The sequence below is a fragment of the Eoetvoesiella caeni genome, assembly GCF_003315175.1.
GTDB lineage: Bacteria > Pseudomonadota > Gammaproteobacteria > Burkholderiales > Burkholderiaceae_B > Eoetvoesia > Eoetvoesia caeni.
Genome location: NZ_QNRQ01000013.1, coordinates 12,092 through 26,366 on the forward strand (window position 1 = coordinate 12,092; position 14,275 = coordinate 26,366).

The 14,275-nt window shown below is 59.1% G+C and carries 14 protein-coding genes; 5 read left to right on the top strand and 9 right to left on the bottom strand.

What is annotated here, in order from left to right; genetic code table 11:
• Window positions 1-9: 9 nt before the first annotated feature.
• Complete coding sequence (locus DFR37_RS18290; protein ID WP_113934627.1) at window positions 10-2,133, top strand: lytic transglycosylase domain-containing protein; 2,124 nt, start codon at window positions 10-12, stop codon at window positions 2,131-2,133.
• Window positions 2,134-2,151: 18 nt separating this feature from the next.
• The gene (locus DFR37_RS18295; protein ID WP_113934728.1) at window positions 2,152-3,282 is read left to right on the top strand and encodes a tRNA nucleotidyltransferase/poly(A) polymerase-related protein; all 1,131 of its coding nucleotides are present in this window, start codon (window positions 2,152-2,154) and stop codon (window positions 3,280-3,282) included.
• Here the strand turns inward: DFR37_RS18295 and DFR37_RS18300 are convergent.
• From DFR37_RS18300 to mhpA, 6 genes are all read right to left on the bottom strand, one after another.
• On the bottom strand, window positions 3,230-4,288 hold the full coding sequence (locus DFR37_RS18300; RefSeq protein ID WP_113934628.1) for a branched-chain amino acid ABC transporter permease: 1,059 nt from the start codon (window positions 4,286-4,288) through the stop codon (window positions 3,230-3,232). The genes DFR37_RS18295 and DFR37_RS18300 overlap by 53 nt on opposite strands.
• On the bottom strand, window positions 4,288-5,154 hold the full coding sequence (locus DFR37_RS18305) for a branched-chain amino acid ABC transporter permease (protein WP_113934629.1): 867 nt from the start codon (window positions 5,152-5,154) through the stop codon (window positions 4,288-4,290). Before DFR37_RS18305 ends, DFR37_RS18300 begins: the two co-directional genes overlap by 1 nt.
• A complete protein-coding gene (locus DFR37_RS18310; RefSeq protein ID WP_113934630.1) occupies window positions 5,147-5,863 on the bottom strand; it encodes an ABC transporter ATP-binding protein in 717 nt (238 codons plus the stop codon). Before DFR37_RS18310 ends, DFR37_RS18305 begins: the two co-directional genes overlap by 8 nt.
• A gap of 1 nt (window position 5,864) precedes the next feature.
• The gene (locus DFR37_RS18315; RefSeq protein ID WP_113934631.1) at window positions 5,865-6,587 is read right to left on the bottom strand and encodes an ABC transporter ATP-binding protein; all 723 of its coding nucleotides are present in this window, start codon (window positions 6,585-6,587) and stop codon (window positions 5,865-5,867) included.
• Between the two features lie 53 nt (window positions 6,588-6,640).
• On the bottom strand, window positions 6,641-7,933 hold the full coding sequence (locus tag DFR37_RS18320) for an ABC transporter substrate-binding protein (protein WP_113934729.1): 1,293 nt from the start codon (window positions 7,931-7,933) through the stop codon (window positions 6,641-6,643).
• 112 nt (window positions 7,934-8,045) lie between these two features.
• Window positions 8,046-9,650, bottom strand: a complete 1,605-nt coding sequence (gene mhpA / locus DFR37_RS18325) for a bifunctional 3-(3-hydroxy-phenyl)propionate/3-hydroxycinnamic acid hydroxylase MhpA (RefSeq protein WP_113934632.1) — start codon at window positions 9,648-9,650, stop codon at window positions 8,046-8,048.
• Between the two features lie 316 nt (window positions 9,651-9,966).
• Here mhpA and DFR37_RS18330 point away from each other — a divergent pair, with 316 nt between their 5' ends.
• The gene (locus tag DFR37_RS18330; protein WP_242341893.1) at window positions 9,967-10,656 is read left to right on the top strand and encodes a TetR/AcrR family transcriptional regulator; all 690 of its coding nucleotides are present in this window, start codon (window positions 9,967-9,969) and stop codon (window positions 10,654-10,656) included.
• Here the strand turns inward: DFR37_RS18330 and DFR37_RS18335 are convergent.
• Window positions 10,653-11,585, bottom strand: a complete 933-nt coding sequence (locus DFR37_RS18335) for a DMT family transporter (RefSeq protein WP_113934634.1) — start codon at window positions 11,583-11,585, stop codon at window positions 10,653-10,655. The two genes, DFR37_RS18330 and DFR37_RS18335, sit on opposite strands and share 4 nt — an antisense overlap.
• Before the next feature lie 128 nt (window positions 11,586-11,713).
• Between DFR37_RS18335 and DFR37_RS18340 the strand changes: the two genes are divergently transcribed.
• Together DFR37_RS18340 and DFR37_RS18345 are read left to right on the top strand one after the other, a co-directional pair.
• The gene (locus DFR37_RS18340; protein WP_113934635.1) at window positions 11,714-11,962 is read left to right on the top strand and encodes a FitA-like ribbon-helix-helix domain-containing protein; all 249 of its coding nucleotides are present in this window, start codon (window positions 11,714-11,716) and stop codon (window positions 11,960-11,962) included.
• Window positions 11,959-12,378, top strand: coding sequence for a type II toxin-antitoxin system VapC family toxin (locus tag DFR37_RS18345; RefSeq protein WP_113934636.1), 420 nt, complete (start codon window positions 11,959-11,961; stop codon window positions 12,376-12,378). Before DFR37_RS18340 ends, DFR37_RS18345 begins: the two co-directional genes overlap by 4 nt.
• Window positions 12,379-12,429: 51 nt before the next feature.
• Here the strand turns inward: DFR37_RS18345 and DFR37_RS18350 are convergent, their stop codons facing one another.
• Together DFR37_RS18350 and DFR37_RS18355 are read right to left on the bottom strand one after the other, a co-directional pair.
• Window positions 12,430-13,797: a class I SAM-dependent methyltransferase gene (locus DFR37_RS18350; RefSeq protein WP_113934730.1), complete on the bottom strand. Its 1,368-nt coding sequence runs from the start codon at window positions 13,795-13,797 to the stop codon at window positions 12,430-12,432.
• Between the two features lie 171 nt (window positions 13,798-13,968).
• Window positions 13,969-14,187, bottom strand: a complete 219-nt coding sequence (locus DFR37_RS18355) for a hypothetical protein (protein WP_242341894.1) — start codon at window positions 14,185-14,187, stop codon at window positions 13,969-13,971.
• Between the last annotated feature and the right edge of the window lie 88 nt (window positions 14,188-14,275).

The following is a 14,275-nucleotide window of genomic DNA, read 5'->3' on the forward strand; positions in this document are numbered from 1 at the left end:
CGGGGCACAATGTTAATGAAGCACAGTCAACGGTATCAGAAAACGGGGAATCTTTCCGGCATGGGCATGGGCACCTTGCGCCACGCCGGCATATGGATGGCGTTATCGGTCGGGTTGGTCGGTTGCGCGGGCGCAGGCGCCGAGCCGCCCGTGCCCAAGCCGACGATAGCGGCCGACGCGCCGGCGCTGGTACAGAACACCTTGGTTCCCACCGTGCCGGTTGCCGCCTCCAAGCCCGGCGTGGTGTACCCGCCACCGTCGCCGCAGGCGGTGCAGACGCTGACGCAGGCGCGCGAAGCCATGCAGAAAAAGCAATGGTCGCTGCTGGCCAGCCTGGTGCCGCAAGCCAAGGCCGATCCGTTGCTGGGCCAGTACGCCGAATACTGGCTGTTGCGCCAGCAGGTGCAAGACCCCACCGTGCCGGTGCCTACGGCGCAATTGCAGCAGTTCATGGCCACCAACCAAGACGACTACCTGGCCGACCGGGTCAAGGCCGACTGGATCAATGCCGCCGCGCGCGCGGGGGATTACGCTACCGTCAATCGCTTGGGTCCGGTCATCAACAGTAATGCGCAGGTGGATTGTTCGCGCCTTATGGCGCAGCACATGACCGGCCAGGTAGTTAGCGCCGACCAGGCCATGGACGCTTTCCAGCCAGCCAGCGCATGCTGGAGCCTGCTTAATGAGCTTGTCGACCGTAATATCGTGGGCTGGAAGCAGCTAGAGCCTTTGCTGCGCGCTACGCTTGAAACCAATAAAACAGGCAATGCGCAACGCATTGCGGCATTGATGTTCAGCGCCGGCGAAATGACTTCGTACGCGGCGCTCATGAAGTCGCCCAAGGCATGGCTGGCCAAGCAGTCGGCGCCTAAAACGCGCGAGCAGACCGAGCTGGTTACTTTGGCCTTGTCGCGCCTGGCACGCAGCGACGACCGCAACGATGCCGCCGCCTACATAGAAAGCACCTGGGCAGCCAGCCTGCCCAAGGCCAATATGCAATGGGTGTGGGGGCAGTTCGGCCTGGTTTCGGCGCTGAATGTCGAATCGCAAGCCATCAATTGGTATCGCCGTTCGGGCAATGCGCCCATGACCGACTACAACCATGCCTGGCAGGTCCGTTCCGAATTGCGCCAGGGCAAGATCGACTGGGCCTGGGTAGCCAAGACCATCCAGAAAATGTCGGCGGCCCAGCAAGCCGAACCGGTTTGGGTGTATTGGCATGGCCGTGCCATGGCCGCGCAAGGGCGCGGCGAGGCCGCCAAAAAGCACTTCGAATCCATTGCCGGCGAATTCGACTTCTATGGCCAGTTAGCCAACGAAGAACTTGGACGCAGTATTCCCATGCCGCCCGCCCCGGCGCCGGTCACTGCGGCCGAACTGGCGCAAGCGCGTTCCAATGCGGGCTTGCAGCGCGCCGTACGTTTGTTCGACCTGGGCTGGCGCCCCGAAGCCGTGCCTGAATGGAACTTCAGCCTGCGCGGCATGAACGACCGCCAGTTGCTGGCTGCGGCCGAAATGGCCAGGCAAGAGCAGATTTTCGACCGTGTGGTGAACACCTCCTTGAAAACCAAGACGGAAATCGATTTCCGCCAGCGTTTTATTGCGCCTTTCGAAGGCCGGGTCACCGAGAAAGCGAAATTGATCGCCCTGGATCCGGCTTGGGTTTATGGGCTTATACGGCAAGAGTCGCGGTTCATCACTGATGCGCGCTCGCACGTTGGCGCGTCCGGGCTTATGCAGTTGATGCCCGCCACGGCGCGCTGGGTAGCGCGCAAGCTGGGCATGAAAGACTTTTCACCCTCATCGGTCAACGACTTCGACACCAACACTGTTTTAGGCACGAATTATCTAAGCATGGTGCTGGGGCAGTTGAACGGTTCGCAGGTGCTGGCCACGGCTGGCTATAACGCGGGGCCGGGGCGGTCGGTGCAGTGGCGCTCCAAGCTCAGCGGCCCCGTAGAAGGCGCAATTTTCGCCGAAACCATCCCGTTCACTGAAACGCGCCTGTACGTGAAGCATGTGCTTTCCAACGCCGTGTATTACGACATGCTGTTCAGCGGCCAGCCGCAGTCGCTTAAAAAGCGGTTGGGAACCATTTCGCCCGAGCCCGCAACGCGCGTGGCCTTGCCTTAGGCGCGCGGCGTGGCCATCGTGCCTTCGGACGGCGATGCGGCAACGCAAGGGCTGGATGTCTATGTCGTGGGCGGCGCTGTGCGCGACGCCTTGCTGGGCCTGCCCGCAGGCGACCGCGACTGGGTCGTGGTGGGCGCCACGCCCGAATCCATGTCCAAGCGCGGCTTCATACCGGTAGGTGGCGACTTTCCCGTTTTCTTGCATCCCCAAACCAAAGAAGAATATGCGCTGGCCCGCACCGAACGCAAGTCCGGGCGCGGCTACCAGGGGTTCACGTTTTATACGGGCGTGGACGTTACGCTGGAAGAGGACCTGAAGCGGCGCGACCTTACTGTCAACGCCATTGCCCGCGCACCCGACGGCCGGCTTATCGATCCGCTGGGCGGCCAGGCCGATGTAAAGGCCAAGGTTTTGCGCCATGTCGGCGATGCTTTTGTGGAAGACCCTGTGCGCCTGCTGCGCCTGGCCAGGTTTGCCGCGCGCTTTCATGACTTCTCGGTTGCGCCCGAAACCATGGAATTGGCGCGCCGCCTGGTGGAGGATGGCGAAGTGGACGCCCTCGTGCCCGAGCGTGTATGGCGCGAAGTCACCAAAGGCCTTGACGCGGCCCAGCCCGGCCGCATGTTCGAAGTCTTGCAGAAGGCCGGCGCGCTGGAACGCGTGATGCCCGGCCTGGTGTTCAACGACGAAATAGCACAGCAACTGGCTTGCGGCGTGCGTTGCGGCCTTAGCCTGGCGGGACGTTTTGCGCTGCTGTGCCGCCTCTCGACTCAACCCGAGGACGTAGGCCGGCGTGTGCGCGCTTCAAGCGAATGCATCGACTACGCGCGCTTGCTGCCGCAGGTTGTAGCGGCCCTGCCGGCCGCCGAGGTCCAGTCCGCCGATAGCGGCGCGGCACCGGCAGGCGCAGCCGCGCAGTTGGACTTGATTGAACGCTGCGACGGCCTGCGCAAACCCGACCGCTATATGGACCTTTTGCGGACGGCCGCCTGCGTAGGCCAACTCGACACCGAGCTATGGCGCACCCGGCTGGATGCCGTGCGCTCGGTGGATGCCGGCGCCATCGCCAAGGCGCAACAGGGTCGGCCGGAACAGATCAAAGCGGCTTTGAAAGAGGCTCGGCTGCGGGCATTGTCGAGTCTGGCTTGAGGCTTTGATCCGTCAGCACCACGCGCCGCTGCACTGGAAAAAAACGCAGGTTGTAGCGCTGCTGTATGGTTCCCCAGATGCCTTTGGGCCATTTCATCATGATGACGATGGCCACCAGCCCCAGCACCATCAGGTACCAGCTGCCGTAATCGGCCAGCAGGCTGCGCATGCCGAAAAATACCAGTGTGCCGATAATGGGTCCTTCAATGGTGCCTATGCCGCCGATAACGACGATGAAAATGGGGAAGACGACCCAGTTCAGGTCGAATGCGGCCGTTGGGGAAATACGTAGCGCATTCAGGTAATACAGAGCTCCGACCAGGCCTGTGCCGAAGGCAGCCAGGATAAAGACGTAGAATTTGACTTTGTTGACGTTGATGCCCTGGCTTTCCGATGCCGCTTCGCTGTCGCGGATGGCGGTCAAAGCCATGCCGAAGCGTGAACGCAGCAGCCAATACATTAATCCTATGAAGCCGATAGTAATGGCCACGGCGATCCAGAAGGTGACCGATTCCCGGGTGGCTTTGGGGATGCCGCGCATGGCGGTCAGGCTTTGTCCCGATCCGCCGCCCAGTAAGGTGATGTTGGAGGCACCCAGGCGGTAGACTTCGGCCACTACCCAAGTACCGACCGCGAAGTATCCGCCTTTTAGGCGAAAGACGACGGCGGCGGTAGGGACGGCAATGATGGCGGCTATGAGGCCGCCCAGAAAAATGGAAATGAAAGGATTTATGCCCAGATGGTTGGCGGCTAGAAACAAACCGTAGGCGCCGATGCCGACAAAAGCCTGTTGGCCGATCGAGATCAGGCCGCCGTATCCGGCCAGCAAATTCCACATCTGTGCGAGAACCAGGTAGCACATGGCTTCCACCAGAAATCGCAGCAGGCTGGCTTCGGCCCAAAAGGGCAGTGAGACCAACAAGGCGCTGCCGAGCAGGGCAATGAGCATGCCTGTTTGGCTGGCTCTGGTTTTGCGTTCGACGACGTAGTTGATAGGTGATTTCATTATGATGTCCTCGAGAACAGGCCGTTGGGCTTGAACAGCAAGACGGCCAAAAACACCAGATGCCCGGTCAGCAGGCCCCACCCCGGGCCTATCATGTAGCCCAGCCCTTGCGCCACGCCCAGCAACAGGGCGCCTGCGAATGTGCCCCAGATCGACCCCATGCCGCCGATGACGACCGACTCGAAGGCATAGATCAGGAATTGCGGCCCCACGTCGGGTGTGAAGGAGTTTTTCATGCCCATGAAGACGCCGCCCACGGCCATGACGGCAAATGCAATACCCATGGCCAGGCCGTAAATGTGCAGGTCTTTGATGCCCATCAGGCGGGCGGTTCCCTGGTCGTCGGAGGTCGCCCGCAGGGCGATTCCCAGCGTGGTTTTTTTGAATAGCTGCGACAGGCCCGCGGTAATGGCTATGGCGGTAATAAAGGTAATAAGGGGAAATACCCCAAGAGTGATTTCGTCGGCCACATTCAAGCTGGCGGTGGCCAGGTCGCCGATGGGCAGGACCTTGGCATCGGCCGAGAAAAGTTCCAGCAGGCCGTTCTGGATGATGACGGACATGCCGAAGGTGATCAGCAAAGGGGGCAGGATGTCATGTCCCAGCGCCCGGTTAAGCGTGGTTCGTTGCAGCAGATAGCCCAGCCCGAACATGACGACAACGACAAAGGGCAGGATTATAAAAGGATTCAAGCCGGTGCCGCTCATGGCAAGCAAGGCAATATAGGCGGCAAGCGCGATGAAGTCGCCATGGGCGATGTTGACCAGCTTCATCACGCCGTAGGCCAGCGAAAGCCCGATGGCGAACAGCGCATATACGCCTCCGGTCAGTATGCCCTGCAGCAGGGTGTTGGCCCATTCAAGCATGTGTGTCTCCTGCCGTCGAAAGACCGAAGTAGGCGTCTGATATTTGCTTTTTGCTCAGGCCCGCCGATGGACCGCATAGCGCGACTTTGCCGTGCATGAAGCAGTACAGCCGATCTGTCATGCGCTTGGCTGTGTCGATATCCTGCTCGACGATCAAGACCGATATGCCGTCAGCGATGATGCTGGGCAGAGCGGAATAAATATCCTTGACAATGACCGGCGCCAGCCCGAGCGAGATTTCGTCGCATATCAAGAGCCGTGGATTGGACATCAAGGCGCGGCCGATGGCCGCCATTTGTTGTTGGCCGCCCGACAACGTCATTGCGGGGTTATTTCTCTTTTCGTGCAGGCTGGGGAAAAGCTCATATACGCGTCGAAGATTCCACGAGCCGGTGCGTTTGGAGAGTGTGCCGGCTATCAGGTTTTCTTCGACCGTAAGGCTGGGAAACAGCCGCCGGCCTTCCGGAACCATGGCGATGCCCATGGCTACGATGTCGTAAGGATGAGCTCCGCCGATAGGCTGGCCGCCGAACTGCACGGCGTGGGGCTGGACTTTGATTTGTCCGCAAACCGACTTCAGGAAGGTTGATTTTCCTGCGCCATTGGCGCCGATGATGGCAACCGATTCGCCTTCTTGTACAGAAAAGTCGATGCCGAACAGCGCCTGGAAGTCGCCGTAAAAGGCCTCAAGATTCTGGGCATTAAGCATATTAAGCCTCTATTCCCATATAAACGCGTTTGACGTCGGGACTGTTCATGACCGCCTGGGGATCGCCATCGGCCAGTTTCCGGCCGAAATCAATGACCATCAGTCGCGTGGCGACGGCCATTAGAGCGTGCACGACATGTTCGATCCAGATGATGGAGACGCCTTGCCGGCGAATGCCGTTGACCATTTCAATAAGCTGCAACGCCTCTTGTTCGGTCAGCCCGCCCGCGATCTCGTCCAACAGCAGCACTTGCGGTTGGGTGGCCAGCGCGCGGGCCAGCTCCAGCCTCTTGCGGTCGAGCAAGGTAAGGGTTCCGGCCAGGCGGTTTGCCTTGTCGAGCAAGCCTGTCTGCGCCAGGATGGCCATGCAAATATCGTTGGCGCTTGTCCCTGAACGGCCTGCTCCGAAGCTTGCGGCAACCAGCAGGTTTTCGAAGACCGTCATGCCGCCAAAGGGCAGCGCAATTTGGTATGAGCGGCCTATGCCTTGCCGGCAGCGCCGGTGTGCCGGCTGGTGGGTGATGTCAATGCCTTTTAGCGATATGCGGCCCGAGTCTGCCTTGATGTCGCCGCTGATCAGATTGAACAGCGTGGTCTTCCCCGCGCCGTTGGGACCGAGTATGCCCAGAGCTTCTCCCTGAGCGAGCTGGAAACTGAGTTTGTCGGTGACTTTGAGCTGGCCGAATGCCTTGGAGACGTTCTCGACCGATAGAAGTTGGGTCATGATGATGTCCTTCCATCCGGCCCGCATCAGGGGCGGATGGAGTCGTCCGGCGGTTAGCTAAGCGGTTTGGTTTTTGCCTGGGTGGGAATGTTGGGCGCCGTTTCGTTGTTGACCACCAGCAAGTCGTAGGGGTGATCTGCGCCTTTGACCCATTGGCCGCCGACCAGCGGAGTCTTGGCAACGTTCTTGACTGGCCCGCCGCCCCATTGCACATGGCCGATGACCGTGTCCAGGTTGGTCTGGGGTATGGCGTCGCGTATGGACTCGGCGGAATCCAGATCCTTGGTGCGCTTCAAGACATCGATGGCCACTTCGAAGAGCGAGTGGGCATAGCCCAGCGGCTGGCTCCATTGCCGCTTGCTTGCGGTTTCATAGGCCTTGGCCAATTCCTGCGCGCTTTGTCCTGTCAATGATGATTTGAATGGACGATTGGGGCTCCACCAGCATTCTTGCGTAAGGCCATCGCCTTCATTGCCCAGCGCCTCGACCGCGGAGGGGAATGCCAGCGCTTTGCCGACGGTGACGACTTTAGGATGAAAGCCCTGCTGTTTGGCTTGAGTCCAGAAATTCTTGAAGTCGGGCGGCGTCGGCACCCCGGCAATGATTTCGACATTGGCTTTTTTGTATTCCGAGAGCAGTGCCGTGAAATCGGTCTGGCCGGGCTGGAAGCGGCCCGCGTCGACGACGGTAAAGCCCATTTTTTGCAGCGGTGGGCCTATGCCCAGTTTCGGGTCAGCCCAGGCGTTGCCGTCGGCATCGTTGGCGCAAAGCAGGCCGATGACTTTATTGGTTTCGATGCTTTTCCACATATTGGAGAAGACGGCAATAATGTCCTCCAGGCCCCAGAAGTAATGGTAGGTCCAGTCGAAGCCTTTTTGCGGAGTGCCGCCGCGGGTAAAGTACCAGGGTTGCCATGGCGTGGTGGTGGAGATGCAAGGTATTTCGTTCAGCTCGCATTGGTCCGATACCGGGTTGGAATTCTCGGGCGTCGAACCGACCACCATGAGGTCGACTTTGTTTTTCAATATCAGTTCGGCCGCTACCTCAGAGGCCCGATTGGGGCTGGACTGGCTGTCCTTGATGATGACTTCGATAGGGTGGCTGACGCCGTTAATGGTTACGCCGGTCTTGAGCATTGCGGCAATTTCATTCAGAACGAACCGGTCTACTTCGCCAAAGCCAGCCAGGGGGCCGGTTTGCGGGGTTACATAGCCTATTTTTATCGCACGGCCGGCCTTGGCGAAAGCCAAAGTGCCAATGCCGGCCAAGCCAAGCGCGCCGCCCAGGGCGGATGCTTTGATGAGAGTGCGCCGTGTTTGATTCAGCCTGTCTGTTGTGTATGTCATGCATGTCTCCTTGCTGTGGTTTACTGCCATAGTCTTGGCATTGCTTTTGATTTCTTGGAGTACCGGCTTTTGCATACCGGCCCCGTTTTCGGCTAAACCCGTAATTCGCTTCTTATTCGATGTCCGCTGTTGCGAGCACTTCGTGGCGTTTCAAGTCGGCGGCCAGGTTTTGGACGAGATCGGCAATCTGCGCCTTGCTGCTTACGCCGCCGTAAAGATAGAAATCCGGACGCACCAGCATGGCGCAGAGTCCATGTTGATCCATGTAGCTGGTGAATTTGCCGTCAAGGTCGACGAAGCTTCCTGTGGCTGTGTCGTCCGATGCCAGGTGTACGACCTTGGTGTTGAGTTTTTCCAGGAAGCTCAGGTTGGTGGCAGATACGGCTTGCGCTTCATCCGTGCCGCGCAGCACCAGCACAAATCCCAGGCCTACCAAATCGTCGAACCGGCCGGTCCGGTTCTGGTAGCGTATGGTTCCATGCGGGCTTAACAGACCGGCCGACGGCCGGATACCGCCGCTTGCCGCGCCGTACAGAATGCCGTCAACCAAAGAAGGGAAGGGCGGCGGAGGCGCGACAGTGCCGTCAAAGAATGCCTTGTCGCGTTCGGCGGCTTTGGCCGGGTCGGGAATGCAAATGACCTTGCCCAGGTACATGGAAAGTTCGATGACGTCCTTGGCATGAGGCCGGCGTTCGGTCTGGTAGGTGTCAAGCAGGCTGTCGCTGGCTTGGCCGCGCAAAACCAGATCCAGCTTCCAGGCCAGGTTCCAGTCGTCGCGCAGGCCGGCGCACATGCCTTGTCCCATGAACGGAGGCATGACGTGCGCCGCGTCGCCGGCCAATAGAATGCGGCCGTCGCGCCAGTTGTGCGCAATCAACGAGCGAAAGTTATAGACTTTGGCGCGCTGAATGACGGCCTGATCAGGTTTTACCCAGGGCTCCAGCAGCTGCCACGCCATTTCTTCGGTTTCAAGGGATTCGCGCGACTCGTTGGGCAAGCGCATGAATTCCCAGCGCCGGTAGTAGCGGCCATCGCGTATGCCGGCTGGAACTATCGTTGTAGGGCGGGCTGGATTGCAGTATTGGGCGGCAGGGGGGATGTCCAGCTCGACGCCTTCATTGGGCAGGATGTCGATAACCAGCCAGTCGGCCTCAAAGCCCAGGTCCTCTTGTGTCGATCCTATGGTTTTGCGGGCCAGGCTGTTGGCGCCGTCAACGCCGACCAGGTACTTGGCGCGTACGCTGCGGGTGTTGCCTGTTGAAACTTCGCGGGCAAGGACCTCCGCGTAGTCGGCAGTCTGCCGGATTTCAATGACTTCCCAGCCCAGGTTCAGCTCGACTTCCCGGTAGCAGCCGACGGTCGCGTCGAACATGCCTTCCAGGGTGGGCTGGTGGATGAAGTTGACTTCGGAGCCGCCCGAAATGGACTCAGCCGACCAGTCGATATGCAATAGCTCCTTCCATTCGGCATTGAACCAGCGGTACTGCGGAGCAGGGTGGCTGACAGTAGGAAGCTGATCGCGCAAGCCGATGGCCGACAGCATCCGGTACATTTCGTGGTCGATGCACACTGCCCGGGGCAGCGGGAAGCGCTTGGCCCACAGTTCAAATACGCAGACCGAATGTCCTTGCCGGGCCAGCGTCAAGGCCATTACCTGACTGACAGGTCCGTAGCCTATTTGCAAAACGTCGTAGATTGTTTGTGTGTCTTCGTTCATTGCATGCTCCTGGGGTCCTGCTTTGTTCGGGTCGATAGCGTCGTGTGCAGGTTGCCGGTATATTGACGATATTGTCATTATGAAATTCTTTAACATAGTGACACTTGTGTCAATATGGTAGAAATACTAGGTTTAGAGGGCTGGCAATAGCGGTTGAGTGGTGTCGCACCATGTTGCAAGCTGCTGCAGGGGCCGGACTGTTGCGACGTTCGCCGGGCTAATAGGCCGGCCTGTGAGGCAGAAGAGGAATCGAGGGGGGGGGGCGTGATTTGCGCGCAGTACAATTCCAGTTTTCATTACTTAAAGTAAATTGACCGTGAAATTGGAAGACCACCGCACCCGAGCCGGGCTCGCCCGGCGAGAGAAAACTCGCGCCTTGTTGATGAAAAGCGCGTTGGCGGTTTTTGCCGAAAAAGGTCCCGATCTTCCTGTTATTGAAGACTTCATTGCAGCCGCGGGAGTAGCGCGCGGTACTTTTTACAATTATTTCCGTACAACCGGCGAATTGCTGGCCGCTCTGACCGGCGCCATGAGCGACGAGGTCCTGGCGGTCGTCGATGCCGAAGTATTGAAGTTCGATGACCCAGCTGTGCGAATCTGTACCGGCACGCGCCTATATGTCGGCATGGCATGCCGCTATCCGATATGGGGCATGTTTCTGGCGCGGATCGGCTCTCGCCACGCGGTGCGCGGAAAGCTGCTGGACACTTACTTGACGCGCGACATAGAAACCGGCGTGCAAGCCAAGCGCTTTGCCGTTCCCAATGCCGTTGTTGTCCGGGACATTATTTTGGGTTCGATTTTCTTCGGCCTGGAGACCATACTGACCGAGCCCAGCATTGAAAATCATGTTGAAGAAATGATGTACGTGGTCCTGCACGGCATAGGGCTGTCTAAAGAAGAGGCCCGGGCAATCGCTTTCATGCCTTTGCCTGAAACCGGGACGGTGTTCGGACCTATTTTGTCGACGCTCAAGGAAACCGGTATCGGGCGGGCTTCTATTTAGCCTTTCTGTGCGCGGCTCAAGGTTTGGCGCAGCCAGTCATGGCCGCTGACCAGGATGATGCCCGCGGTCACGAACCCCGCGCCGGTAAGAAAGCTGGCGTCCAAGGGTTCGTCCAGCAGCCAGACGCCAAAGACAATGCCGAACAGGGGCGTCATGAAAGAGAAGACACCCAGGCGCGAGGCCAGGTAATTGCGCAATAGCCAGAACCAGGCAAGAAACGTGGCGAACGAGACGATGACCGCCTGGAACAGCACGCTGCTCCAGGCCAGGGGCGTGAAGCTGATGGAGGTTTGTCCAAGCATTACCGCTGCGATCATCAGCACGATGAAGGCGGCGACCAACTGGTACAGCAAGGTCTTGGTCACGGAGTTATTGGACAAGCGGGTGCATCGAATGACGACCGTTGTGGCGCCCCATGCCGCGCCGGCCAATAGCCCCAGGAAGTCGCCGAGCAGAACATTGGGCGCTTCTTTGGTGGCGATTTTGGCATCGGGCCCGAAAAATGCAATCACAACGCCCACGAAGGCCAATCCTATTCCCAGCCATTGCGCCAGCGCCAGTTTTTCTTCGGGCAGCTTCCAGTGCAGCCCGATGGCTGCGAAGAATGGCGCGGTGTATAAAAAAACCGCCATGTGCGAAGCCGTGGTGTAGCGCAGGCCTTCGCCCAACAGCAGGAACTCCAGCGCAAACATCAAGCCAATAAGCAGGCCGGGGCGCCATGTGCCGTCGTGCAGGGCAAGCGGTTCGCGCCGCCACAGCATCAGCAGCCAAACCAGGACCGCGGCCATGCCCGAGCGCAGGCCGATTTGCATGATGGGGGAAATATCGACAGCCGCCGCCTTGATGGCGATTTGCTGGAATCCCCAGATCATGCACAAGATCGCCATCAACCCGAATGCCAGGCCGTCGACGGCTTTACGATCGCTCATCCTCATACCCCTTTTATTTTATTTTCAGGCCAACTTTAGCATCGAAAGCGGTTACCTAAGGTCGGCCCAGTCTTGCTTAGGCGTAAGTCAATGATTAAAATGCAGTCAATGATTAAAGGAGGTGCTCCGTGGCGACTATGACTATCCGTAACATCGATGATCAACTTAAAGCCAGACTGCGTGTGCAGGCAGCGATTCACGGCCATTCAATGGAAGACGAGGCACGGAATATCTTGCGTGCGGCGCTTTCTGTAGAGCCGGTACGCACGCCTTCATTGGTAGAGGCGATTCGGGCTCGCGTAAAGCCTTTTGGGGGCATTGATCTTAAACTTCCCAAGCGTGAAGCCATCCGTGATCCTTTGGAACTCGGTTCGTGATCATTCTGGACACGAATGTCCTGTCGGAGGCTCTGCGCCCTGAACCCGATGCGCGTGCTTTGGCATGGTTGGCTGCACAGCCGCGTTCTGCACTGTTCACCACCACGGTTACGCGCGGTGAGCTTTTCTATGGAATTCGCTTATTGCCAGATGGCCAGCGCAAGTCGCTGTTGTTGGATGCGGTGCAAGCCATCTTTGATAAAGACCTGGCGGGGCAGGTTTTGAGTTTCGACAACGATGCGGCGGACGTTTATGCGGAAATTGCCGCGGGCCGCAAGGTAATGGGCAAACCCATTAGCCAGTTCGACGCGATGATTGCCGCAGTGGCCAAGTCCAGGGGTGCAAGCCTGGCTACGCGCAACGTCAAGGACTTCACCGAATGTGGGGTTACTGTAATTAACCCTTGGGATGAGTGATGAAGTCCGGCCAGGCGGCCTGAGTTTCTTCGCAGCTCTTTGGGGGCGAACCTAAAGCCTATGTCGGCGGTCGCCGCTGGCAAAGCCTATCAGCGGGACATCGATATCTTTGCCAATGGCCAGCACCTTGAACAGTTCGCCCATTTCGGCTTCCGAGATAAGTTTTTGTACGGCTGAAACCGTGGGGGCGTAGTTGGCGATATCTTCGGGATCAAGCTGGGCCAGCAATTCGGGCAGGCCGGCGTTCATCAGGAAGCGCGCCTGCGAGGTGTAGCCCAGCACGTCCAGCCCGCCTTCCAGCGCGGCGTCGGCCATGGCGGTGAAGTCGACGTGGGCGGTGATGTCTTGCAGGCCCGGATAGATCAGCGGCTGGGTGTGCGCGTGATGCCTGAAGTGGCACATCAGCGTGCCGGCGGTGCGCTGGGGGTGGTAGTACTCGCCTTGGGGGAAGCCGTAGTCGATCAGCAGGGCAGCCCCTTTTTCAAGCCAGGACCCCAGTTGCCGCACCCAGGCCTCGGCCTGCAGATTGATTTCGGACTGGTATTCAGGCAATGGCGGCATGCGTTTTGCCACGGCCTGCGCCAGTTCGGGCCGGGCAAGGCGCTCGGCAAGCAGGAAGGGCGTTGCATTGTCTGTGTTCAAGCCGTCTTCCAGGTGGGCATGCCCCTGGCTGGCTTCAACGCCGCCGGCGCGGCGGTGGCGCAGGCTGATGTCGTCTTCCTGAGTATGACTGTGGCCCAGGGTAACGCCCAGTTCCAGCACATTGCCGGTATCGTCCCAGCGAAACAGCGTTACCGGCATGGCGTCGAGCACTTCATTGGCCAGCACGCAGCCCACAAAACTGGTGGGCAGTTCGTCCAGCCAGGTCACGGCCGAACCGAACTGTTCCAAGCGCTGCTGCTGGCGAGCCCGCAAATCGGCCGACACTTCAAGTATTTGATACTCGGGCTCAATGCCCTGTTCGCGCAGCGCAGGAATAAGCCCCGCCGCCATAGCCCCCGACCCGGCACCAAACTCCAGCACCCGCAGCGACCCGCAAGCCCGCAACACCTGCCCCACCTGCCCCCCCACCACCCGGGCAAACAATGGTGTTAGTTCGGGGGCAGTAGTGAAGTCGCCGTCAGGCGGCTGCACTACTGAACCCAAACTCTTCCTAGTTGGTTGGGCCGTGGTGAAGTCGCCGTCAGGCGGCTGGGGTGCTGCGCCCAAACTCGCGCCCCCAAACTTCGTATTGCCGGCGGCGTAATACCCCAGACCAGGCGCGTAAAGCGCCAAACTCATCCATTGCTCGAACGGCATGAATCCCCATGGAGCTTGTTCTATTTGTTCCACCAAATAGCGCTCTACAGCTTTGGCGTGCGCGGTGGAATCGGGGTCAAGTGACGGCAAGCCGGTGGGTATGGAGGTACGGGAAGACATGGAGGGATCGCAATCGGTATGCATGCAGGCCGTGTGCCTGCATGCGTGTCAAGGCATAGTTTATCAGCCGGCTGTTTCAAGAGGCTTGGGCGCAGCGAGCAAGCGCAGCGAAAGCGATCAAGGCGTCGCGGCAGTGTTGCGGCACAGTCATGGCCGCTGCCCAATCCGGCCTTACGGCTTCGTGTTGTCTTCTTTGGACTGCCTTGAATTTTGGGATTGCTTCAGCACATATAGCGAACGGCACATGGCTATAAAGAAAGCGGCGAATAGCGCCACCATGACGCCGACCAGGAAGTTTCCGAAAACCGCCCACAAAGGGATCGCCAGTATGGCAGTCAGAAACAGGGGTTTATTGGCAAGTTGCTTCATAGCGGCGAATGGAGAAGGCATGGTATTGCAATGTGGCCGTGCGGCACTGGGTCATCAAATAAAGCGGGTACGCACCCAGAGTATAGGCGCAAGGCTAATGAGACGGTGG